Annotated in this window: 24 protein-coding genes; 2 read left to right on the forward strand and 22 right to left on the reverse strand. The window is 35.8% G+C overall.

From position 1 onward, the window contains the following. Positions 1–7: 7 nt before the first annotated feature. The 7 genes from ACFFIS_RS11540 to smc all read right to left on the reverse strand — a co-directional run bounded on the left by ACFFIS_RS11540 (position 8) and on the right by smc (position 7,610). Positions 8–397: a YlqD family protein gene (locus ACFFIS_RS11540; RefSeq protein ID WP_390187633.1), complete on the reverse strand. Its 390-nt coding sequence runs from the start codon at positions 395–397 to the stop codon at positions 8–10. A gap of 61 nt (positions 398–458) precedes the next feature. Further along, on the reverse strand, positions 459–686 hold the full coding sequence (locus ACFFIS_RS11545; protein WP_320378900.1) for a KH domain-containing protein: 228 nt from the start codon (positions 684–686) through the stop codon (positions 459–461). A gap of 9 nt (positions 687–695) precedes the next feature. After that, a complete protein-coding gene (rpsP, locus tag ACFFIS_RS11550) occupies positions 696–968 on the reverse strand; it encodes a 30S ribosomal protein S16 (protein WP_390187634.1) in 273 nt (90 codons plus the stop codon). 79 nt (positions 969–1,047) lie between these two features. After that, positions 1,048–2,391, reverse strand: a complete 1,344-nt coding sequence (gene ffh / locus ACFFIS_RS11555; RefSeq protein ID WP_390187635.1) for a signal recognition particle protein — start codon at positions 2,389–2,391, stop codon at positions 1,048–1,050. Between the two features lie 12 nt (positions 2,392–2,403). Then, complete coding sequence (locus ACFFIS_RS11560; protein WP_390187636.1) at positions 2,404–2,730, reverse strand: putative DNA-binding protein; 327 nt, start codon at positions 2,728–2,730, stop codon at positions 2,404–2,406. A 299-nt stretch (positions 2,731–3,029) separates the two neighbouring features. Then, positions 3,030–4,028 (reverse strand): signal recognition particle-docking protein FtsY, encoded by a 999-nt coding sequence (gene ftsY / locus ACFFIS_RS11565; protein ID WP_390187637.1) that lies wholly within the window; start codon positions 4,026–4,028, stop codon positions 3,030–3,032. Between the two features lie 15 nt (positions 4,029–4,043). After that, positions 4,044–7,610 (reverse strand): chromosome segregation protein SMC, encoded by a 3,567-nt coding sequence (gene smc / locus ACFFIS_RS11570; RefSeq protein ID WP_390187638.1) that lies wholly within the window; start codon positions 7,608–7,610, stop codon positions 4,044–4,046. A gap of 189 nt (positions 7,611–7,799) precedes the next feature. Here smc and ACFFIS_RS11575 point away from each other — a divergent pair, with 189 nt between their 5' ends. Continuing rightward, positions 7,800–8,024, forward strand: a complete 225-nt coding sequence (locus ACFFIS_RS11575; protein WP_390187639.1) for a DUF1128 domain-containing protein — start codon at positions 7,800–7,802, stop codon at positions 8,022–8,024. Positions 8,025–8,123: 99 nt separating this feature from the next. Here the strand turns inward: ACFFIS_RS11575 and rnc are convergent, their stop codons facing one another. The 9 genes from rnc to ACFFIS_RS11620 all read right to left on the reverse strand — a co-directional run bounded on the left by rnc (position 8,124) and on the right by ACFFIS_RS11620 (position 17,034). Next, positions 8,124–8,807, reverse strand: a complete 684-nt coding sequence (gene rnc / locus ACFFIS_RS11580) for a ribonuclease III (protein WP_390187641.1) — start codon at positions 8,805–8,807, stop codon at positions 8,124–8,126. A gap of 144 nt (positions 8,808–8,951) precedes the next feature. Continuing rightward, complete coding sequence (locus ACFFIS_RS11585) at positions 8,952–9,188, reverse strand: acyl carrier protein (protein WP_320378895.1); 237 nt, start codon at positions 9,186–9,188, stop codon at positions 8,952–8,954. A gap of 59 nt (positions 9,189–9,247) precedes the next feature. Beyond that, positions 9,248–9,988 carry a 3-oxoacyl-[acyl-carrier-protein] reductase gene (gene fabG / locus ACFFIS_RS11590; protein ID WP_390187642.1) on the reverse strand — a complete coding sequence of 247 codons (741 nt, stop codon included), beginning with the start codon at positions 9,986–9,988 and terminating at the stop codon, positions 9,248–9,250. Positions 9,989–9,991: 3 nt separating this feature from the next. Beyond that, on the reverse strand, positions 9,992–10,930 hold the full coding sequence (gene fabD / locus ACFFIS_RS11595) for an ACP S-malonyltransferase (protein ID WP_390187644.1): 939 nt from the start codon (positions 10,928–10,930) through the stop codon (positions 9,992–9,994). Beyond that, on the reverse strand, positions 10,931–11,935 hold the full coding sequence (plsX, locus tag ACFFIS_RS11600) for a phosphate acyltransferase PlsX (protein ID WP_390187645.1): 1,005 nt from the start codon (positions 11,933–11,935) through the stop codon (positions 10,931–10,933). Positions 11,936–11,959: 24 nt separating this feature from the next. Continuing rightward, the gene (gene fapR / locus ACFFIS_RS11605; RefSeq protein WP_390187648.1) at positions 11,960–12,529 is read right to left on the reverse strand and encodes a transcription factor FapR; all 570 of its coding nucleotides are present in this window, start codon (positions 12,527–12,529) and stop codon (positions 11,960–11,962) included. 105 nt (positions 12,530–12,634) lie between these two features. After that, positions 12,635–14,668, reverse strand: coding sequence for an ATP-dependent DNA helicase RecG (gene recG / locus ACFFIS_RS11610; protein ID WP_390187650.1), 2,034 nt, complete (start codon positions 14,666–14,668; stop codon positions 12,635–12,637). Positions 14,669–14,989: 321 nt separating this feature from the next. Further along, a complete protein-coding gene (locus ACFFIS_RS11615) occupies positions 14,990–16,645 on the reverse strand; it encodes a fatty acid kinase ATP-binding subunit FakA (RefSeq protein ID WP_390187653.1) in 1,656 nt (551 codons plus the stop codon). 26 nt (positions 16,646–16,671) lie between these two features. Next, complete coding sequence (locus tag ACFFIS_RS11620; RefSeq protein WP_390187656.1) at positions 16,672–17,034, reverse strand: Asp23/Gls24 family envelope stress response protein; 363 nt, start codon at positions 17,032–17,034, stop codon at positions 16,672–16,674. Between the two features lie 246 nt (positions 17,035–17,280). Here ACFFIS_RS11620 and rpmB point away from each other — a divergent pair, with 246 nt between their 5' ends. Continuing rightward, positions 17,281–17,469, forward strand: a complete 189-nt coding sequence (gene rpmB / locus ACFFIS_RS11625; protein ID WP_320378893.1) for a 50S ribosomal protein L28 — start codon at positions 17,281–17,283, stop codon at positions 17,467–17,469. A gap of 150 nt (positions 17,470–17,619) precedes the next feature. Here rpmB and spoVM read toward each other — a convergent pair whose 3' ends face one another. From spoVM to ACFFIS_RS11655, 6 genes are read right to left on the reverse strand one after another with little or no spacing between them, the layout of a single operon-like run. Further along, the gene (gene spoVM, locus ACFFIS_RS11630) at positions 17,620–17,703 is read right to left on the reverse strand and encodes a stage V sporulation protein SpoVM (protein ID WP_306065499.1); all 84 of its coding nucleotides are present in this window, start codon (positions 17,701–17,703) and stop codon (positions 17,620–17,622) included. A 42-nt stretch (positions 17,704–17,745) separates the two neighbouring features. Further along, on the reverse strand, positions 17,746–18,384 hold the full coding sequence (locus tag ACFFIS_RS11635; RefSeq protein WP_320378892.1) for a thiamine diphosphokinase: 639 nt from the start codon (positions 18,382–18,384) through the stop codon (positions 17,746–17,748). 2 nt (positions 18,385–18,386) lie between these two features. Further along, positions 18,387–19,052 carry a ribulose-phosphate 3-epimerase gene (gene rpe, locus ACFFIS_RS11640; protein ID WP_390187658.1) on the reverse strand — a complete coding sequence of 222 codons (666 nt, stop codon included), beginning with the start codon at positions 19,050–19,052 and terminating at the stop codon, positions 18,387–18,389. Positions 19,053–19,055: 3 nt separating this feature from the next. Continuing rightward, positions 19,056–19,937 (reverse strand): ribosome small subunit-dependent GTPase A, encoded by an 882-nt coding sequence (gene rsgA / locus ACFFIS_RS11645; protein WP_390187659.1) that lies wholly within the window; start codon positions 19,935–19,937, stop codon positions 19,056–19,058. Further along, positions 19,938–21,959 carry a Stk1 family PASTA domain-containing Ser/Thr kinase gene (gene pknB / locus ACFFIS_RS11650; RefSeq protein WP_390187661.1) on the reverse strand — a complete coding sequence of 674 codons (2,022 nt, stop codon included), beginning with the start codon at positions 21,957–21,959 and terminating at the stop codon, positions 19,938–19,940. It lies immediately after the preceding gene. After that, positions 21,953–22,714 (reverse strand): Stp1/IreP family PP2C-type Ser/Thr phosphatase, encoded by a 762-nt coding sequence (locus ACFFIS_RS11655; protein WP_390187663.1) that lies wholly within the window; start codon positions 22,712–22,714, stop codon positions 21,953–21,955. The genes pknB and ACFFIS_RS11655 overlap by 7 nt, the downstream gene beginning before the upstream one ends. Positions 22,715–22,776 lie beyond the last annotated feature (62 nt).

The raw sequence follows: 22,776 nt of genomic DNA on the forward strand, positions 1-22,776 counted from the left end.
TCACCTACTATTCATCTATCCGTTGAACAATCCCATTTTTAATGATAATTGCCTGCTCTTTCATCATTTCTTCCCAATGCATACCTTTTTGAACTTCAACAAGAGCTTCAACTTCTCCTTCAACAATTTCACTACCTATCTCCAGCATATCCAGTTGTTCTAATTTAAAGTCTACAAGTTTAATTTTATCTTTACGTGATTGGATTTCTTGTTGAAAACGTGTTTGAATGTCTTGCTTCGACAAACCTGTTCTATTCTGCAATTTCCTTTGCTCAAATAACAATTGTTGACACTCTTGTTCAAGCTGCATTTTATTATGTTGAAATGTTGTCTTTAACTTTTCTTTACTATCATTTGTAAGGATTTGCCTCACTTGAACTTTTTTAATAATTTTCAAGGCTTTTACACTCCTAATAAACATACATATATGGAAAAGGGAAAGGGTAATTCCCCTCTCCCTACATGATGTCTAAATAGATTCTTTTTCTCACATCTGACTTAGCCGCGTAAACAATTGTTCGGACTGCTTTTGCAATTCGTCCATTCTTTCCGATGACTTTTCCAACATCTTGTTCATTCACAGTAAGATGATAAACAATTTTTGTCTCTTCTTCTGTTTCCTTCACAACAATGTCTTCCGGATAGTCAACTAAAGGTGTTACAATTGATTCAATGAGGGCTTTCATGATATCACACTACTTTTCGTTTTTTTGGTCGTGGAATTTTTTCATGATGCCTTGTTTTGAGAATAAGTTACGTACTGTATCACTAGGCTGCGCGCCGTTAGTCATCCATTTTAAAGCTTTTTCCTCATCTATTTTAATTTCAACTGGATCTACAACTGGGTTATAAGTTCCAATTTGTTCAATAGAACGTCCATCACGTGGTGAACGTGAGTCAGCTACAACAATACGATAAAAAGGATTTCTTTTAGACCCCATACGTTTTAAGCGGATTTTAACTGCCATTTTCTTGCACCTCCATCTGATTAGTTATCACAGTTTTAAATTCTATCAGAAATAGATAAGCCTGTAAAGTGTTTTTACATTACATGAATGGAAATTTCATTCCTTTACCCTTTTTTCCTTTTTGCATATTGGTCATTTGCTTCATCATCTTTTTCATTTCATCAAACTGTTTTAACAAGCGGTTAACTTGCGAAACTGACGTACCAGATCCATTTGCAATACGTTTTTTCCTACTTGCATTCATCATTTCCGGTTGTTGTCTTTCTTCCTTTGTCATTGACTGAACAATCGCTTCAATATGCGAAATCTGCTTCTCGTCAATTTGCACATTTTTTAAACCTTTCATTTTACCAGCGCCTGGAATCATCGATAATAAGTCTTCTAACGGACCCATTTTTCTTACTTGACCCATTTGCTCAAGAAAATCATCGAATGTAAACGACATCGTACGCATTTTCTCTTCCATCGCTTTTGCTTGTTTCTCATCGACTGCAGTTTGTGCCTTTTCAATTAGCGTTAAAACATCACCCATACCAAGTATACGGGATGCCATACGGTCCGGATGGAAAGCTTCCAATTCATCCAATTTCTCTCCCATACCGGCAAATTTAATTGGTTTGCCAGTTACAGCTTTAATTGACAACGCTGCACCACCACGAGTATCCCCGTCAAGTTTCGTTAAAACAACTCCCGTAATATCAAGTTGTTCATTAAAGCTTTCTGCAACATTAACAGCATCTTGTCCTGTCATCGCATCAACGACTAAAAATACTTCGTCTGGTTTCACTTCCGTTTTAATATCATGAAGTTCTTGCATTAAATCTTGATCAACATGAAGCCGACCTGCCGTATCAATAATGACATAATCTTGATGATTTTCTTTTGCCTGTTCAATCGCATTTTTAGCGATAGTCACAGGACTTTCATCTGTTCCCATTGAAAATACAGGCATATCAAGTTGTTTACCTAGTGTTTGTAACTGGTTGATTGCAGCTGGACGATAAATATCACAAGCGACAAGCATCGGAGTTCGATTGTAACTTTTCCGCAACAAGTTCGCTAATTTTCCACTTGTGGTCGTTTTACCGGCCCCTTGTAGACCAACCATCATAATGACAGTTGGAGGGCGATCTGCTACAGCAATTCGACTCTGCTCTTTCCCCATCAAATTTGTTAATTCATCCTGTACAACTTTGATTACCTGTTGCCCAGGCGTTAGGCTCTCCATTACTTCCTGTCCAATTGCACGTTCTTTAATCCGGTTAATAAGATCTTTTACTACTCGAAAGTTTACGTCAGCTTCGAGTAGGGCAAGGCGAACTTCTCGTGTCATTTCCTTTACATCTTGCTCTGAAACTTTACCTTTTCCCGTTATTTTTTTTATGGTACTTTGTAAACGTTCAGCTAAACCTTCAAATGCCATGGAACGTACCCCCTAATCTAATTCTTTTAATCGATCAATCAAACGTTCTATTTCAGTGTGTTTCTTATGAGCAGTTGCTTCTTGTAATGCATCGATAATTTCTGTCCGTTCTTGAAACTTTTTATATAGATTTAGTTTTTTCTCATATGTTTCAAGCATATTTTCTGTTCGTTTTATATTGTCATAAACAGCTTGTCGTGACACATGATGAATTTCTGATATTTCACCTAGTGAGTAATCTTCTAGGTAATACATTTCCATATACTCTCGCTGCTTTTTCGTTAAAAGTACATAATAAAAATCAAATAAATAATTGACCCTAGTCGTTTTATCTAACATTATACTCATCCTTGTTAAGTGAAATCCCTTTACATCATCATAACGAAAGTATGGAAATGCTGTCAAGATTAATTACTCCACTTTCTCACCAATAAAGAAACTTCACTCTGTGTGGAATTTCGCAATTCTCCTCTAGATTTTTGTTATACAAAACAAGATTTTACTAACTATTGCTTCTACTGCCATTCAAAAATCCCGTCGAATTCTGAAGTGGAAGTCTTACATCCAGATCTATATATTGGCTCCTCCTATAAAAATTGGATAAAAGTTACTACATATTGATCATAAATACAACAATTCTATTCTGCGTCCTTTTGATCCACCATATCGGCAAACAAACCATATACAAATGCTTGCGCATCAAATTGTTGCAAATCTTCTACTTTTTCTCCTAAACCAACATATTTTACAGGAATATTTAATTCATGGCGAATTGCTAAGACAATTCCGCCTTTTGCTGTTCCATCTAATTTTGTTAAAACAATTCCGGTTACATCGGTTGCATCTGAAAAGGTTTTTGCCTGGCTCAATGCATTTTGACCTGTAGTCGCATCTAACACAAGTAAAACCTCATGTGGCGCTCCTGGTATTTCACGTTCTATGACACGTTTTACTTTCGTTAACTCATTCATTAAATTCACTTTATTTTGTAACCTTCCGGCGGTATCACAAATTAAAATATCCGCATTTCTAGTTTTCGCTGCTTTAATGCCATCAAATATAACCGCAGCTGGGTCGCTTCCTTCGCTTTGTTTGATGACATCTACTCCAGTACGTTCACCCCATACTTCTAATTGCTCAATCGCACCTGCCCGAAAAGTATCCCCAGCAGCTAAGACTACTTTTTTTCCTTCATTCTTTAATTGATGAGCAAGTTTACCTATAGATGTCGTTTTACCTACACCATTTACACCAACTACGAGGACGACAGTTAATCCATCATCTACAATATTTAAGCCCTCTAATTGCTCTTCGCTGTCGCCATAATAAATTTGCACAAGTTTTTCTGAAATTACATCTTTCATTTCCTGTGAGTCTTTAATATTTTGTCGCTTTACTTCCATTTTAAGTTCATCAATTAAATCCATTACCGTCATAACACCGACATCGGCAGTAATTAATACTTCTTCTAATTCTTCAAAAAAATCTTCATCCACTTTTCTATAACGTGCAATTAAATCATTAATTCTACTTGAGAATGTTTGACGTGTTTTTTCCATACCTTCTTTATATTTTGTTGATACTTCTTCTTGATCTTTTTGGGTAAACTTTTCTTTTAACTTATTAAAAAAACTCATGAGTTCCATACCTCCCTATGCGTTAACTAATTCTTTCGTTTCTTCAAGCCGAACGGATACAAGCCTTGAAACACCAGATTCTTGCATTGTAACACCGTATAATACATCTGCCTCTTCCATTGTACCTTTACGGTGTGTAATTACAATAAATTGCGTGCTATCACGGTGCATTTTTAAATATTTCGCAAAACGTACAACATTCGCCTCGTCTAAAGCAGCTTCAACTTCATCTAGCACACAAAATGGAACGGGTCTAACGCGTAAAATAGCAAATAGTAATGCAATAGCAGTTAATGCTCTTTCACCGCCAGATAAAAGCCCTAGATGTTGTAGTTTTTTCCCAGGAGGCTGTGCAATAATCTCTACCCCCGTATCAAGTAAATGCGTCGGATTAGTAAGTTTTAACTCAGCTCTTCCACCACCAAATAATTCTTTGAAAACAACTGAAAACTCGTCTTTTATATGTGTAAATGTCTCTTCAAAAAGTTTTTCCATTTCTGTATCCATTTCTGCGATAACATCAAATAATGTCTGTTTTGCCTGAAGTAAATCAGTTCGTTGACTTGTCAAAAATTCATAGCGCTCAGATATACGCTCAAATTCATCAATCGCACCAATGTTTACAGTACCTAACGCATCAATTTTTCCCTTTAATTGTTTGACAATATCTTTGGCATTTGAAACGTCAGCGACTTTTTCATACGTGTCTGCTGCTCTTTCATATGTGATTGTGTATTCATCTTGTAGATGTTGTAATCTGTTTTCTAAATCAACATCTAATCGTGTTTGTTTCAACTCTTTTTGTTGGATCATTTCAATATGCTTACGATGTTGTTTTGTTTCTTCGTTTAATTCCCTTTCTTCATCTTGCATGCGTTTTGTCTGTTCCACTCTTTCTGAACGTTTTTGCTGAATGATATCGATAAGTTCCTCTTTCTTCTGTTTCATTTGTGCTATCTTACTGACAATTTCATCTTCAGTTAGCTCTGCATCTTTCATTTCCATAAGTTCTCTTAATTCTTTTGTACATAACGCATACTGCTTCTCCAAATCTTCTCGTTGATTGAGAGTCGCATTCGACTTTTCACGTTGATATTTAATACGTTCATCTTGTTCCGCTAATAAGATTTTCATTTTATTACATTCATTTTGTAACTTTTCTTTACTTTCTTTAAATGCTACTTGTTGTTTTGTGAAATCCTCTATTTGTACCTGAATTTGCTTAATTTGTTGCTCGAGGTTTTCTAACTGATTCGTCAAATCTTTATCGCGAGTAGTGAGACGTACTTTTTCATCCGTATATTGCGCTTTTTCTTGCGTATATATTGTTAAATTATCTTTTAATGTTGCCTCTTTCGTCTCTATTTCATTTACAACAGTTGTTTTTTGTTGTAGTAGTTGATAATCTCTATAGACTTCACCTTCTAGTTTGTCTAATTCAGTATTTATTTCTGCCACATGATTTTTTAGATTGGCTACTGTTTTTTCAAAGTGTTCTACTTTTAATACATATTCATCATATTTCTTCGTTGTATTTTTTAATTCTTTATCACGTGTAAATAAAGATTGACTTGTTTTTCTTTGCGCTCCCCCAGTCATGGAACCACCAGGATTTACAACATCTCCATCCAACGTCACAATACGATAACGATGCATCGCCAGTTCTGCTATCTCATTTGCATCTTTAAGGTTTTTTGCAATAAGTACATGCCCCATCAAATGTTGCACAGCTTTTTTATACTTAACATCCGTTGTAATTAAGTCGGAAGCTACGCCAACAAAACCAGCATGTTGCTTTATTTTACTTAATAAATCCTGGGTAATGAAGCGTGGCTGAATCGACTGTAACGGTAGAAAAGTTGCTCTTCCTTGATTCGTTCTTTTTAGCCACTGAATTGCTTTTCTCGCAGCTTCACTATGTTGCACCACAATATGTTGTGCTTGTCCACCTAAAATTGTTTCAAAAGCAGTAATATATGAAGTTGGAACATCAATCAATTCAACAACTGCACCATAGATGTCGTCTAATCCTCCATCTTCCCTTGCTTTTAAGACAGCCTTTACTCCTTGGAAAAAACCTTGATAATCCTCTTTCATATCCTCTAGCATTTCTTTTTTTGATTTTAACTTTTCAATAATTTGATATCCTTGATAAAGTTTTTCCCTATGTTCTTCGTACTTTTGTTTTTCTACTATATGTTCTGCTTTTAATCGTTGGATAGTTTCTTCTTTTACTGCATAACGTTTTTCTGCTTCATGTAATTCCTTTTCCTCTATTAGTTTCCGTTTATTTAATGTATCTACCTCAGATAATAAATCTTGATATCGATCATGTTGCCGATCTGTTCTTGCCATCGTCTGATTTAATTGTTGAAGGATAGATTGCTTCTCATTTCGCTTGGCTGCTTGCTCATTTAAATACTCGATATACTCCGCTTTTAAATCTTCTATCTTTTCCTCTAAATCAGCTTGATCCATCTTTAATTTCATTTCGAGGCTCTTTACTTGCTCATTCGTTGTCTTTCGCTGTTGTACTAACTGATTTAGTTCCGCCGTTTCCTTTGATAAGTCCATTTTCAATTCTTTGATACGACTATCCAAATTAGCTTTTTGAGATGCAAGTTTTTGTTTGTTTTCAGTAAAATGCTTCAGTCTTTCATTAAATACACGCTTTTTACCTTCGTATTGTTCCAAACGTTGCGTAACATCTAATAATTGGCTTTGAAAACGTTCAACCTCTTCATCTAGCGTAGTAAGTCCCTGCTTTTTTTGTTCAATATCTGCTTGCTTGCTTTGAATCATTGTTTTTAACTGAATATCTTTCATCCGTTGAGATTCAATTTCATCGTGCAGTGCTTTCCACTCCACATGTAGCTGTTCAATTTCCGTTATTAATAATGATATTTCATTTCCTTTTAGTTCATCTTTTAAATGGAGATACTTTTTAGCTGTTTCAGCTTGTTTTTCCAGTGGCATAATTTGTTGCTCAATTTCGTGGATAATATCTTCCACCCGGTTTAAGTTCTCACCCGTTTCCATTAACTTAAATTCTGCTTTCTTTTTTCTTTGTTTATATTTTAGAACTCCAGCCGCCTCTTCAAATATAGTCCTTCTATCTTCAGCCTTTGAGCTTAAAATTTCTTCTACTTTTCCTTGGCTAATAATAGAAAATGCTTCGCGACCAAGACCAGAATCCATAAATAAATCAACAATATCTTTTAATCTACAAGGCTGCTTATTTATGTAAAACTCACTTTCCCCAGAGCGGTATACACGTCTTGTAACACTTATCTCAGCATAATCTAATGGCAAAATCTGTTTACTATTATCTAAAGTTAAAGTTACTTCTGCGACATTCAAACGCTTCCTTGTATCACTACCTTGAAAAATTATATCTTCCATTTTTGATCCACGTAAAGAACGAGCAGACTGTTCACCTAAAACCCAGCGAATGGCATCCGTAATATTACTTTTTCCACTACCATTAGGGCCAACAACAGCTGTAACTCCTGGTACAAACTCTACACTTATTCGCTCGGCAAATGATTTAAAGCCGACACTTTCTAAACGTTTTAAAAACATATTTACATTCTCCTCGATATCATGTAAACAGAGTATGTTCTATTCATATTTACAAATTACTATAATTTTATTCATAAAAACAGTTGCAATTTAATGCATATATTTTATCATAAAGACAGTATCAAAAGAAGGGAGGAAGTAAAACAACCGTTTTTGCATTACATATATTAAAATAAATTGAGGTGCCTTATGAATTTAGATAATCCAACAATTGACAATATGACAAAGATATTAGATCAATTAGCAGACCATTTTCGTGTTGCAAATAGGGCTTTATTTGATCCTGAAGACTATGATATAAATAAATATGATCAATTAAAATTTCTATATGATATGGTAATAAGACAAGGTCGTTTAAGCGCAGCTGATACACAGGCCTTTCTTGACGAATTAAGATTAATAAGAAAGAATTAACGCGTACTAAAATTACTGTTCTAGAACAAACAGGCAATCTCGACTGTAGCAGAATGTTTCATACATTCTTGTCATGAGATTGCCTGTTTGAGCAATTACTTAGTTTTGGAATAATGTTATAGCAGATTTGGCAGCCAATTGCTCTGCTTCTTTTTTCGTCTTCCCAGATCCTGAACCAAATACTTCACCGTTTAGAACCACTTCCGCAACAAATTCACGATTGTGCGAAGGTCCCTTTTCATCAACAATTTGATATTCAATCGAATAATGTTTATGTCTTTGTACAATTTCCTGTAATTGACTTTTATAATCCATCGCATGCGAAAAAGCACCTGTTGAGATTTTCGGAAACACATATTTTTCTAAGAAAGAGAGAACAGCTTCATATCCTTTATCCAAATACAACGCTCCTAAAAGTGATTCAAATACATCGGCCAAAATGGCAGGCCTTTCCCGACCACCTGTCTGTTCTTCCCCTTTACCTAGCAACAAATAATGGCCTAGGTTTAAACGTCGCGCAAACACTTCCAAGGAGGATTCACAAACTACCGCTGCACGCAGCTTTGTTAACTCACCTTCTGGCATGTTTGGCTTTTTACGATATAAGTATTGTGACACTCCTAACTCCAATACTGCATCGCCTAAAAATTCCAAGCGCTCGTTATCCGAAAATGCTTCTTTCCGATGCTCATTCACATAGGATGAATGTGTAAATGCCTGGATAAGTAAAGACTCATTCGTGAATGTTAATCCAAGTTCCTTTTCAAGCTGTTTTATATCCATATTTTTATCACCCCAATGGTTATCATCATTGGAAAGTCTCGCACTTGACGAGACTTTCACACATTATAGCTCGTTTCACCATAAATAAACGTTTCAACAGGACATTCTGTCTTTAAATCTGCTGACGTATGTGGGACATAGAAACTAAGCTTGTTTACTGTTTATGTAATTAACAGCATCGCCGACAGTATTAATTTGTTCAGCTTCCTCATCAGCGATTTCCATATCAAATTCATCTTCAAGTTCCATTACTAATTCAACAACATCAAGTGAATCCGCTTCTAAATCGTCACGAAATGAAGCTTCTAATGTTACTTTATCTTCTTCCACTTCTAGTTTGTCTACAATAATGTTTTTTACTCTTTCAAATACGTCTGCCATTCTTGTTCACCTCCCTTCAAGTAGTATAAACAATTCCAATATAAATTTCTATTTTAAATTCACATTACCATACCACCGTCAATATGGATCGTTTGTCCTGTTATATAATTTGCGTCATCTGAGGCCAAAAAACGAACAACTTTTGCAATGTCCCCAGGTTCACCGAGTCTAGAAAGTGGAATCATTTGAAGCATACTTTCTTTTTGTTCATCAGTAAGCGCATCTGTCATATCAGTAGCAATAAAACCTGGCGCAATTGCATTTACCAAAATATTGCGAGATGCTAGTTCCTTTGCAGTTGTTTTCGTAAGGCCAATAACCCCAGCCTTTGCGGCAACATAGTTTGCTTGACCTGGATTTCCGCTTACTCCGACAATAGAAGCTACATTAATAATTTTACCTGCACGTTGCTTCATCATCTGCCTAGTCACAGCTTTTGTACAAATAAATACCCCTTTTAAATTGATATCAATTACGTCTTCAAAATCCTCTACTTTCATTCTCATGAGTAAATTATCTTTTGTAATGCCAGCATTATTAACTAAGATATCAAGTGAACCAAATTCGGAAATAGTTGTTTTGATCATCTCTTTAACAGAATCTTCATCCGCTACATTTGCTTGAATAGCTAAAGCTTTACAACCAAGTTTTTTTATTTCTTCTACAACAGCAGAAGCTTTTTCCTTATTTCCAGAGAAATTAACAACAACATTTGCGCCTTGCTTTGCTAGTTCAAGTGCTATAGCTCGCCCAATACCACGGGATGCACCGGTAACTAAAGCCGTTTTATTCGTTAACATGATTCATTCACTCCCTTTGTACCAATTCATAAATGCATGTAAAGAATCGACATCTTGTACAGCAAAGGTTTTTATTTTTCGATTAATCTTACGCACTAAGCCACACAATACTTTTCCTGTTCCAACCTCAACGAAAGCATCAATACCAGTTTCAATCATTCTTTCAATTGATTTTTCAAATTGAACAGGTGAGTACAACTGTTTAATTAACAGTTCCCGAATATCTTCTTTATTCGTAACCGGTTCAGCTGTCACGTTTGCATATAAAGGAACGTTAGCATTCTGAAATTTGATTCGATCCAAGGAGAGCGAAAATTTTTCATTTGCTTGTTTCATTAACCGCGAATGAAACGGACCACTGACATTTAATGGTAGGATGCGTTTTGCACCAGCTGCTTTAAGTAAAGGTGTAGCGAGTTCCACTCCCACCCTAGATCCAGAAATCACAATTTGTCCGGGGCAATTTAGATTGGCAATGTCTACTACTTCATCTTTTATTTGAGCGAGTGAATGGTACACTGTTTCTTCGTCAAGCCCTAAAACTGCGGCCATTGTTCCTTGTCCTTTTGGATAAGCTGCTTCCATCAGGCGTCCTCTTTCAGCTACTAATGGCAGTGCTTCATCTAGTGTTAGAACTTGTGCACTAACTAACGCGCTATATTCTCCTAAACTATGTCCAACTGTTATTGTTGGTAATATATTTTCGTTTTCTAGTAAACGCACAATTGCTGCACTTGATAAAAGAAGTGCAGGCTGTGCATGTTCGGTTTCTGTCAATAATTCTTTCGGACCTTCAAACATAATTTTTGTAATATCTTTATCCAAAACTTCATTTGCCCGTTGATATATTTCTTTTATCTCGGGATATTGATCGTAAATTTCCTTCCCCATTCCAACTGTTTGTGAACCTTGACCAGGAAACATAAATGCTACTTGTTTCATCTAATCTTCCCCTTTGATTTGATCCATTGTAGAAATAGTTGTTTGTATCGTATCCGTCACATTATGTTCAACCATGTGACACGCTTGCTTAATTGCACTCAACACGGCCCGTCCATTCGACGATCCATGTGCTTTAATCACAGGCGCCGCTAACCCAAACAAACCTGCTCCTCCATACTCCGAATAATCAAGTTTGTCTTTTAGACCTTTTAGATCTCCCTTAATAAGTCCTGCCGCAAGTTTTGTTTTAAAAGAACCCATGAGTGTTTCTTTCAATAACGAAAACATCATCATAGCAGTACCTTCAATTGTTTTCAAAGCGACGTTCCCTGTAAATCCATCCGTAACGACCACATCAGCAGCTCCGGTTAACAGGTCTCTAGCCTCTACATTTCCAATAAAGTGAATAGGTGCTTCCTGTAATTTTGCAAACACTTTTTTTGTCATGTCATTCCCTTTTCCATCTTCTGTACCCACATTGAGTAACCCAATTCGCGGATTTGTAATTCCCCGAACCTTCTCTGTATAAATGGATCCCATAATTGCATATTGCACAAGATGTTGTACTTTTGCATCAACATTTGCACCGACATCCAACATTAAAAATCCCTTTCCGTCAAGCGTCGGTAATGTAGGACTCAAAGCCGGACGATCAATTCCTTTTATTCTCCCTACAACAAAAAGACCTGCACTCATCAATGCACCTGTATTACCTGCCGATATACATGCGTCTGCTCTTTTTTCCTTTACTTCTTGAGCCATTAATACAATCGATGAGTTTTTTTTACGACGAACCGCACGAACAGGTTCATCATCACCTGTAATTACTTCTGTTGTATGTAAAATATCGATATGATGTTCATTTGTTAGGAAAGGTTTAATTTTACTTTCATCACCAATAAGTGTTATATGCAAATCATTTATTTGAGCAACTGCATCCATCGCACCTTGAACGATTGCTTGCGGAGCATTATCTCCACCCATGGCATCTATTGCAAGTCTCATTGTCATTTCTCCTTTAAATCACATTTAGTTTTCATTCATGGTGGAACGATACATATGGAAAATACCAGTAAAAACTTGTTCATTTTCTACAAAGCTGTCAACAGAAACAATTGTTTTATGTTTATCAGCAGTATTTTCTACTCTTGCTTTTGCAATGACACGTTCCCCCTCTTTTACTTGTCTTGTAAATTTAATTTCCGATTTAGCAGTTAAGGCTAATTCATCATTAATCACCGCGACGGCCAAAGAGTTTGCTTGAGCAAACAAATGGTGACCACGCGCTATATTTTTTTTTGTAAAAACATGTTCTTTTTCAATATCTAAAATGGAGATAGCTCGCTGATCCAATTCTAAATCAACAATTTCCCCTATTACGTCTTCTATAACTAAAGCACGAACTGTCTCATTCCACTGTGACGTAGCAACAGACTTTATTCGCTCTCTTAATTCTGGTATTGCTAATTCCATACGATCAAGTCGTATCGTTTGAATACTTACATGAAACATCTTAGCTAACTTTTCATCTGTAATAAAAGGTGTTTTTTCAATCGTTTCTGTTAATAATCTTTGTCTCTCCGCTTTAGGTTTCCTCATTGCATGCACCGTCCATAGCTATTAAAATATCATATATAAGAAACAGTATTATGACTTGGTACTAATAGTAATATATAATACGTTCACTAATTATGCAAGTATTGATTAATCTAATTGTATAGAAAAAATCCCTTCATCTTCCAGGTATTTTCTTAGTTTTTCATATTCAGCATCTGTAAAAATACTGTTTGATTCAATTAATTCTGCTGCATCTTGTCTTGCTGTCTCGAGTGCACGATAATCATGGACCATGTCTGCAACTTTGAAATCTGGTATCCCACTTTGTTTTTTACCAAAAAAGTCACCTGGACCACGTAATTTCAAATCTTCTTCTGCCAACTCAAAGCCATCATTTGTCTCTGTCATAATTTTCATACGTTCTTTACCGACTTCACCTTTTGGCTCAGCAATTAATATACAATAGCTTTGCTTTTCCCCACGGCCCACTCTCCCACGCAGTTGGTGTAATTGCGCCAATCCGAATCGTTCTGCATCATAAATAACAATAACTGTTGCATTAGGTACATTTACTCCAACTTCTACTACTGTTGTCGAAACGAGTACTTGTAGTTCATTATTCGAAAACAGATTCATCACGTCGTCCTTTTCTTCCGATCGTAAGCGGCCATGCATTAAGCCAACCTTAATGGACGATGAGTAGTATTCTGTTAAGGTGTCGTATAGTTCAACTGCATTTTGAATATCTAATTTGTCTGACTCCTCGATTAATGGTGCAATAATATATGCCTGTTCTCCGTTATCAATTCGTTTAGCAATGAAGTCTAATATACGCTCAAACATATTTTCCTTTACCCAAAATGTTTCAATTTCTTTCCTTCCAGCTGGCATTTCTTTAATAATTGAAACATCCATATCTCCAAATGCAGTAATCGCTAATGTACGTGGAATTGGTGTTGCTGTCATAAATAATACATCTGGATGAAGCCCTTTATCTCGTAAAATACGACGCTGTTCTACTCCAAATCGGTGTTGTTCGTCTACAATAACTAACCCAAGTTCATGAAATAGTACATCGTCTTGAATTAATGCATGTGTACCAATTACGATATCTATCTTACCGTTTTCAATTGCAGTAGTTAATTCTTTTCTTTTTTTACCTTTAAGCGTCCCCGTTAACAAGGCTATTTCTAGTTGACCTGCAAACAACGAAACAAGCGATTGAAAATGTTGTTCAGCTAAAATTTCAGTAGGAACCATCAATGCCCCTTGCTTCCCTGCGGTAATCGATGCAAATAACGCAATTGCCGCTACAATTGTTTTTCCTGACCCAACATCACCTTGCAACAGCCGATTCATACGATATGGTGATTTCATGTCAGATAGGATTTGTTGTAATGACTTTTGTTGATCGTTCGTTAGCTGAAAGGAGAGGGTATCGATAAACTGAGAAACTTTTAACGCATCATAATGTTGTGAAGCACCGGTAGATGATTCTCTATTTATTTTTCTTAACATCTGCATTTTTAATTGGAACAATAAAAATTCTTCATATGTAAAACGTCGTCTCGCATGCTTTAGTTCGTTTCGATTCTGAGGAAAATGCATCATTTTAAGCGCATCTAAGCGCTTTGGTAATTTATATGCTTGTAAGAAATGGTGCGGTAAAATTTCCTCAACGTAATCCTTATTTTCCTTCATTAGCTGAATAATTAGCTTTTTAAGTTTAGCATTTGTCATCTTTCCTTTTACGGAGTATAAGGGCTGAATACTTGCATGAGTATCCGCAGCTCCTTTTTTATACATAGACACCGTAATTTGCAAACGATGTGCATCCCATTTACCGATTAACGTAACCGTATCCCCGATTTGCAACTGTTTTTTTGCAAATGCACGGTTAAACATCACTGCACGAACGACAACTTGTTCCACTTCAATATTAAAGGACAATCTAGATTTTCTCTTTCCATAAAAAGTAAGGGAAGGTTCTTGGATAATCCTTCCCTCAATCGTTACTTTATCATCGTGTATTAGTTCAGTTAGTGGTTTTATTTCAAAGTCATCATAACGATATGGAAAGTTAAAAAGTAAATCTTCCACCGTCAATATTTTCATTGCTGCTAAATCTTCCGCAGCCCTTTCTCCTATTCCTTTTATTGTTAAGATTGATTGTTGTAACACGGAAATCACTCTTTCATCTCATATAACATTTGTTTTCTTGTCAATCAATATTTAAGCGTTTGGTCATAACAATTCGCCCATCTATAGAATGTATGTTCCTATTATAGCATGATTAGGACTGTTTAGCTATCATCTTCCTCTTACGTTTAATGCTTTGCATACAAAAAGAGAGGAAGTCATTTCAAAATGGACAGATTCCATCATGTTCTAATAACCTTGTTTGATTATATCATAAAATAAAACACAAGTACCTTACAGCCTTTACCAATTACATTTCAATAAAAAAAATTCGCCATCGTTACTGGCGAATTTTCTCAAAGCTTATTCAACTGAGAATATATAAGAATAAATCGGTTGATTTCCACTATGGGTTTCAATTTCGATATCTTCATATGTTTCCTCAATATATTTTTCCAATTCTTTTACCGATTTTTCATCAACATCTTCACCGTATAATATTGTCAAGATTTCATCATCTTTCGTAATTAATTCTTTAAGAAGATCTTTAACGGTTTGATCTTTTGTAGGTGAAGTTACTTTAATTTTGCCATCAACTAAGCCCATAAAATGATCTTTTTCAATGTTAATCCCATCAATTTTTGTATCACGGACTGCATATGTTACTTGTCCAGTTTTAACATGTTGACTTGCGAGTTCCATTTGTTGCTTATTGTCATCCAACCCATTTTCAGGATGGAATGCAAGTAAGGCACTAATTCCTTGTGGTATTGTTTTAGTCGGTACAACTGCAACATCCACTTCCGCAAGCTCAGCAGCTTGTTCAGCAGCCATTACAATGTTCTTATTATTCGGTAAGACAATTACTTTATTTGCATTCGCCTCTTTAATTGCATCAGAAATATCTTGTGTACTAGGATTCATTGTTTGTCCGCCTTCGATAACAATTGTAGCACCAAGGCTTTCAAATAAAGATTTAAGTCCAGATCCCATCGCAACTGTTACAATCGCAAAATCAACTTTTTCTTTAGGTGCTTGATGTTCGGAGCCAACAATAGCTGAATGTTGTTCTCGCATATTTTCGATTTTCATATTGATCAAGCTACCGTAATTTTGACCAATCGTTAATACATTACCGGGATACTCCACATGAATATGCACTTTGACAACTTCATCATCTGATACAACTAGTAAAGAATCCCCATGCTCACTTAGCTGATTACGAAATGCTATTTCATCAAATGGGTGTTGCTTCAATTTTTCCTCATCAAATTTAACCATAAACTCCGTACAATAGCCAAATTCAATATCTGCTGTATTCATAAAATCTTGTGCCGTTTTATGATGTTCAGCATGTATCATATCATCTATATCGATTGTATCAATATCTTCTGGTAATTCTTCACCTTTTAGTGAAGCAAGGAATCCTTCATAAATTGTGACGAGACCTTGACCGCCGGAGTCAACGACGCCAACTTCTTTTAAAACTGGTAATAAGCTTGGCGTTCTTTTCAGCGATGCTTTTGCTTCATTTAAAACTTTCTCCATAAGAATAATGATATCTTTTTCATGCTTTGCTTGCTTAACCGCTTCAGCCGCTGAATCTTTTGCCACTGTTAGAATGGTACCTTCTACTGGTTTCATTACAGCTTTATAAGCAGTCTGTACACCATGATCAAATGCTTGTGCAAGTCCTTCAGTCGTAATCGTTGCTTGATCTTGAATACCTTTTGCAAAGCCCCTGAAAATTTGCGATAGAATAACACCTGAGTTACCACGTGCTCCCATCAAAAGTCCTTTTGCTAGAGCATTTGCAACATCTGAAATGCTCTCAGAATTATTTTTCTTCACTTCATTTGCACCTGAAGTTAATGATAAATTCATATTTGTCCCGGTATCTCCATCCGGCACTGGGAATACATTCAATGCATCAATTTTCTTCGCGTTATTTGTTAAATGTAATGCACCAGTAAGCACCATTTTAGAAAACAACGCACCATCTAATTTTTCCAAAGTCACCATACTTCCTCCTCTAACTACGAACACTACTCCTTATTTACACGAACACCTTGTATGTACACATTAATAGAGTCTATTTCTAATCCTAATGTTTTATTTAGTGTATACTTCACTTGCGATTGAACATTATGCGCTACTTCTGAGATTTTCGTACCATAACTAACGATAATATACAGATCAATGTGTAGGTGGTTATTATCTTGTCTTACTACAATACCACGAGAGTAGTTTTCTTTTTTTAGAATTTCGGCAATCCCATCTTTAATTTGACTTTTTGACGCCATTCCGACAATCCCATAACATTCTACAGCAGCTCCACCTGCAATTGTTGCGATGACATCATCCGTAATTGTTATATGACCATCGTTTGTATTAAGTTCTATGGACATACGAATCCTCCTTCAATACTAAACTTATGCATATTTTACTACACTTTATAAAAGTGAACAAATGGTTTCTTTTAAATAAAAAAAGAATAAAGATTACTCCATTTTTATTTTGCCCCTTATTACAATGAATGATTCTTCTTATTCTGTCAAGAATTTCTCCTTTAATGATGATTGCATTCTTTTTATTCTTGTGGTAAATTGTATAAGTATTCACTGTGACATTAGGTAAACTAGGAGGGATTATAGATGGCTAGAAAATGTGTTATAACAGGACGCCAAACGAGAACAGGAAACAACCGTTCACACGCGATGAATGCTAATAAACGTAATTGGAAATCTAACGTTCAAAAAGTAAGAATTATGGTTGACGGTAAACCAAAACGTGTTTATGTTTCAGCTCGCGCCCTTAAATCAGGTAAAGTTGAACGCGTGTAAGTATACATGCTTTTCAGCTGACATACATTTTATGTTTAAAAAAGAAGCACTTTAACCAAGTGCTTCTTTTTTAAATATCAAAACAGTAAATAGCCAGATTTTCTAAAAAAAAAGGCTTTTGTCAATATACCTTGACAAAAGCAATATTTCCTACTTTTCCTTTTTGAACATACCAATAACAACCCTTACAAAGCCACCTATGAATCTTGGAAGTTTAATAGTATAAAATTTCATGATTCCGACCTCCTCTATTTGAAACAAGCTTACATAGCATGATTAATCACAACTCTTTACTAGTAATAGTATGCCTTCTGTATATGAAAAAGTACCATATTTTCTAATAAGCTTATTTGAAATCGTAAGTGTCGTCCCCATCTCAATTTTTTTGTCTATAAGTGGATAGTAAAAGCCTGTCAATGTTAGCCCCAGCACATGTTTAGAAATCGGAATAAAAGATATGTTTTCATAATTCATATCTTCTTCTATAGTGTATGTACCCGGTAAGGTCATTTCAATATAATTGTGTGTATCCACGATAACCGCTTTTATGTGCTCTTTTGCTATAGGTAAAAGTAGTTGCATATTTACAAGTGTATGATCAAATCTTCCACCAGTTGCACCGAAGATATATAACGCGTTCGGACGAAATGTCATTGCTTTCGCAACTGCTAATTCCAAATCTGTTTCATCTTTTTCAACAGGAAATAACTCGAATTGATTCGTGTTATCCTTAATAAAGTCCATCTCTTTTTTTGCGACTGAATCAAAGTCACCAATCGCAATATCAACCTTAATCTTATTTTCAAGCAGTATTAAGGTACCACGATCGACACCAATCCAAACATCTATAAAGCCAAATCGGGACAATGATGGAATTGCATCACGTGGTCCATTTGCTATAATCCCGATATTCATGTCTATTTATGAACCACATTCGCTGCTTGACGAATTGTTTGAATTGCTTCCTTACGATTCGTCTTGTTATAAATCGCACTTCCAGCAACTAACACATCAGCTCCAGCTTCGACACATAATGTAGCGGTCTCTTGATTGACCCCTCCATCAACTTCAATTTCAAAAGCGAGCCCTCTTTCTTTACGCCATGTAGCAACTTGTTTGATTTTGGATAGCATTTCTTTTATAAATGATTGCCCACCAAATCCTGGGTTGACAGTCATAATTAATACAAGGTCAACTTCATGAATTATCTCCCGTATCATATCAACAGGTGTGGCTGGATTAATTGTTACGCCAGCTTTTACACCACTGGATTTAATAAGTTGAATCGTTCGGTGTAAATGTGTACATGCTTCTTGATGAACCGTAATAATGTCTGCACCTGCATTGGCAAACATCTCAATATAACGGTCTGGATTTTCTATCATAAGATGTACATCTAAAGGTAAATTTGTAATCGGCTTGATTGCCTCAACGATTAATGGGCCTATCGTAATATTTGGCACAAAATGACCGTCCATGACATCGACATGAATGTAATCTGCACCACCTGCTTCAACATCTTTTATTTCTTTTCCCAGTTCCGCAAAGTCTGCTGATAAAATGGAGGGAGCTATTTTAATCATTATTTAATACCTCGGCTTTCTTGTTTGTATTTCTTCTAAAAAACTAACATAATGTTCATAACGGTAAGAACGGATTCTTCCATCTTCCACCGCTTCTTTTACAGCACAATGTGGCTCTTTACTATGTAAACATCCACGAAACTTGCAGTGGTGTTGTATTTCTCTTATTTCCGGGAAACAAGCCCCTAATTGTTCTAACTTGATTTCAGTTAAGTCTAAGTTACTAAATCCCGGTGTATCTGCAACTAAACCACTATTCACTTCAACAAGTTCAACATGCCGTGTTGTATGCTTCCCTCTACCAAGACTTTTTGAAATACTAGCTGTCTTTAAAATGAGAGAGGGTTGTAACGCATTTAGTATCGAAGATTTGCCTACACCTGATTGTCCAGCAAATACAGTAACTTTATTTGGTAAATATTGCTTAATATCATCATAATCAATCGTATCTTTTGCTGATAATAGTTCTACATGGTATCCAATTTGTTCGTAATCTTCTTTATAGCGTTGCATCATATTCATTTCTTCTTTTGTTGCTTTATCCATTTTATTAATAAAAATAATTGGTTTAATATGTTTAGCCTCAATTAAAATCAAAAATCGATCTAGTAATAAACTACTAAAAGACGGCATAGTGGCAGCATTTACAATGACAGCCTGATCAATATTCGCAATAGGTGGACGGATTAATTCATTTTTCCTTTGTTTTACTTCTGTAATATAGCCTTCAACCTCGTTGTTTATATCAAACGACACAAAATCACCTACAAGCGGGGTGATTTTTCGCTTACGAAAAACCCCCCTTCCTTTGCAAGCATAAATTCCTTCGTCTGTTTTTACATAATAGAAACCACTTAAAGCTTTTATGATCCTGCCTTCTGCCATTTACTCACCCTCTTTATATGGTACAGTCTTTTCAATAAAGAGCTTACCATCACGCACAACTTTATATTCACCATAATCATTTGGTGCAATTGTTAACGTTATCGTATACTCTTTATCCTCTGTTATTTCATCCTCTTGAAAAACATCCGTAATATCATGGTCTATATCAGAAATATAGATTTTTACTTCTTGTGCAACTTTTTCCTCATCATCTTCATTTTCATCCAAATCATATGGCACTGTAAATGTTATCGTGTGGGAAGCTGGGGGCTTTTCTGTTGGACCAGTTGATATATAAACGTCTACCGTCGCTCCCTTTTCTAAAGAAGTATTGGATTCCGGACTTTGTTTTATGACTTGACCTTTTGGTACAACATCTGAGTTTTCCTCAATTTTCTTCATTTTTAATCCTTTATCTTTTAAATATGAAGCAGCTTCATCTTCTGTCATCCCTTTTAAATTGTTTAAGTTAATCAACTCTGGGCCAATGCTGACTTCAAAGATAACCTTTGTTTCTACTGGTACAACCTCTTGGTCAGGATTTGGTTGTATTTGGTTTAAAATCTCTCCTTTGGGACGTTCTGAATGCTTGTCATAAGCAATGACTTCATAGCCACGTTCCTCCAGAAGCCTGCGAACTTGTTCAAAATCTTTTCCAACAAAGTCTTCAAAAACTTCCTTTTCTTTACCTTGACTGACAAACAATGTCACAACATATTGTTCTTTAACAGTTTTACCCGGTTTTGGATCCGTTTTTACGACAAAACCTTCCGCTATTTCATCAGAAAAAACACTTTCCATTTTTACTTGTAAATGCAGATTTTCTAATTCCTCGACCGCATCTTCATATTTTTCTCCGATTACATCAGGAACATCCACATCTTTCGGTTTTAGTAAATGTGGAATAAGAAATAATGCCAGGATAACAGAGACCATGATAACAAAGCCTCCAATTAGAAGAAACAACCATTTTTTCTTTTTTGATTTCACCTTTTTTGTTTTTGTTTTCTTCTTCACTTTATTTTTTTTACCTTTTTTGCCTGACACTACTTTTTCTTGTATTTCATTTGCATGATGAATCATCGTATGTTCGTCTTCATCCTGTTGTTCTAATTCTCCGATACGATCACTTATAATCGGAATGGCTTTTGTTTTTTCTTCTTCATTAGTTGGAGATACATATTTCGGTTCATGCATTCGTTTTGGATCTAATGCGTTATCTAAACTTGTTTCCATCTCATAGGCGCTTGCGAATCGATTAAAAGGGTCTTTATCAGTTGCTTTTAAAACGATATTTTCGACACTTTGTGGAATCGACTGATTAGAACTCCGAACAGATGGTGTTTCATCTTGTAAATGTTTTAAAGCGATGGAGACTGGTGATTGACCTGAAAAAGGAAGTCTCCCAGTAAGAAGTTCAAAAAAGACAATACCTAACGAATAAATATCAGATTTCTTTGTCGCATTTCCGCCTCTGGCTTGTTCCGGTGACAGGTAATGTACAGACCCTAACACAGAATTTGTTTGTGTTAATGCTGTCGCACTTAAAGCCATTGCAATCCCAAAATCAGTGACCTTTACTTGACCATTTGGATCCATTAATATGTTTTGTGGTTTAATATCACGATGAACAATGCCATTTTCATGGGCATGACCAATAGCTGATGTTAATTGCTGCATAATATGAATGGACTTCGACACTTCAATAGGACCATTTTCTTTTATGTATTCTTTTAATGTCATTCCTTTTACGTATTCCATGACAATATAAAGAATATTATCTTCTTCCCCGACATCATAAATGCTTACAATGTTTGGGTGGGACAAACTTGTAGCAGCTTGGGCTTCACGATCAAAGCGTGCAATAAACTCTTGATCATGTACATATTCTGGTCGAAGTACCTTTAAAGCAACATCTCGATCTAATATAAGGTCTCTTGCCAAATAAACATTTGCCATACCACCGCCACCAATCATCTCCCGCACTTGATAGCGATCACTAAGCACACGTCCATCTAACATGAGATGTCACCTTCTCCCTTATCCGATGTGTAATCTACGATAACTAAAGATACGTTATCTTCTCCACCACGTTCATTTGCCAATCGAATGAGTTCATTTCCAATCGTCTCCATGGACTCGGTTTGTTGGATGATTGGTACTAATTCTTCGTCTCTTACTTTATCTGTTAATCCATCGGAACATAATAGAAGACGATCATTTTCTTCCCAAGTTAATGTTTTGATATCCGGTTTTACCCGTTCTTGTGTACCTAATGCCCTTAATACTACATTTTTTCTCGGGTGATACATGGCATCTTCCTTTGTCAGTTCACCAGATCGAACGAGTTCGTTCACTAAGGAATGATCCTCTGTAACTTGTTTTAATCCATGCTTATCGTATAAATAACAGCGACTATCACCAATATGTGCGATTGTTAGAAAGTCCTGTAAACAAACAACGATAACTATCGTCGTTCCCATCCCTTTACATTCATCCTTTTCTAAGGATAAGTCGTATATTTTCTTATTAATATTTGCAATGTTTTCCGCTAACCATGTTTCAACTTGTTCAGGTGTATGCACTTCTTCGAGCTGTTTCCATTCCTTTTCCAGCATGGAGGTAGCCATCTGACTAGCAACATCACCAGCTAAATGGCCACCCATTCCATCTGCAATAATCGCAAGAAGCTGTCCACTCTTATTTCGATAAACACCACCAGAATCTTCATTATGGGGTCTGACCCTGCCACAATCTGTTAAAAATTTCCCTCTCATCCTATTCACCTCTTTATAACGGGCTAATATTTATTCTTAGTATGACATAAAAACGTCTAGAA

The sequence above is a fragment of the Paracerasibacillus soli genome, from assembly GCF_042432965.1.
Classification (GTDB): domain Bacteria; phylum Bacillota; class Bacilli; order Bacillales; family Amphibacillaceae; genus Paracerasibacillus; species Paracerasibacillus soli.

Bases quoted from the DNA above. Each gene is read 5' to 3' on its own strand.
- ACFFIS_RS11620 (WP_390187656.1), bottom strand. From the start codon at position 17,034: ATGTCCATAGAACTTAATACAAACGATGGTCATATAACAATTACGGAT.
- rpsP (WP_390187634.1), bottom strand. From the start codon at position 968: ATGGCAGTTAAAATCCGCTTAAAACGTATGGGGTCTAAAAGAAATCCT.
- ACFFIS_RS11545 (WP_320378900.1), bottom strand. From the start codon at position 686: ATGAAAGCCCTCATTGAATCAATTGTAACACCTTTAGTTGACTATCCG.
- ACFFIS_RS11655 (WP_390187663.1), bottom strand. From the start codon at position 22,714: ATGAGAGGGAAATTTTTAACAGATTGTGGCAGGGTCAGACCCCATAAT.
- ACFFIS_RS11575 (WP_390187639.1), top strand. From the start codon at position 7,800: ATGAATTTAGATAATCCAACAATTGACAATATGACAAAGATATTAGAT.
- ftsY (WP_390187637.1), bottom strand. From the start codon at position 4,028: ATGAGTTTTTTTAATAAGTTAAAAGAAAAGTTTACCCAAAAAGATCAA.
- rpe (WP_390187658.1), bottom strand. From the start codon at position 19,052: ATGATTAAAATAGCTCCCTCCATTTTATCAGCAGACTTTGCGGAACTG.
- fabD (WP_390187644.1), bottom strand. From the start codon at position 10,930: ATGAAACAAGTAGCATTTATGTTTCCTGGTCAAGGTTCACAAACAGTT.
- ACFFIS_RS11560 (WP_390187636.1), bottom strand. From the start codon at position 2,730: ATGTTAGATAAAACGACTAGGGTCAATTATTTATTTGATTTTTATTAT.
- fapR (WP_390187648.1), bottom strand. From the start codon at position 12,529: ATGAGGAAACCTAAAGCGGAGAGACAAAGATTATTAACAGAAACGATT.
- ffh (WP_390187635.1), bottom strand. From the start codon at position 2,391: ATGGCATTTGAAGGTTTAGCTGAACGTTTACAAAGTACCATAAAAAAA.
- smc (WP_390187638.1), bottom strand. From the start codon at position 7,610: ATGTTTTTAAAACGTTTAGAAAGTGTCGGCTTTAAATCATTTGCCGAG.
- pknB (WP_390187661.1), bottom strand. From the start codon at position 21,959: ATGTTAGATGGACGTGTGCTTAGTGATCGCTATCAAGTGCGGGAGATG.
- rnc (WP_390187641.1), bottom strand. From the start codon at position 8,807: ATGGATATAAAACAGCTTGAAAAGGAACTTGGATTAACATTCACGAAT.
- spoVM (WP_306065499.1), bottom strand. From the start codon at position 17,703: ATGAAATTTTATACTATTAAACTTCCAAGATTCATAGGTGGCTTTGTA.
- ACFFIS_RS11585 (WP_320378895.1), bottom strand. From the start codon at position 9,188: ATGGCAGACGTATTTGAAAGAGTAAAAAACATTATTGTAGACAAACTA.
- rsgA (WP_390187659.1), bottom strand. From the start codon at position 19,937: ATGGCAGAAGGCAGGATCATAAAAGCTTTAAGTGGTTTCTATTATGTA.
- plsX (WP_390187645.1), bottom strand. From the start codon at position 11,935: ATGAGACTTGCAATAGATGCCATGGGTGGAGATAATGCTCCGCAAGCA.
- fabG (WP_390187642.1), bottom strand. From the start codon at position 9,988: ATGTTAACGAATAAAACGGCTTTAGTTACCGGTGCATCCCGTGGTATT.
- ACFFIS_RS11635 (WP_320378892.1), bottom strand. From the start codon at position 18,384: ATGAATATCGGGATTATAGCAAATGGACCACGTGATGCAATTCCATCA.
- rpmB (WP_320378893.1), top strand. From the start codon at position 17,281: ATGGCTAGAAAATGTGTTATAACAGGACGCCAAACGAGAACAGGAAAC.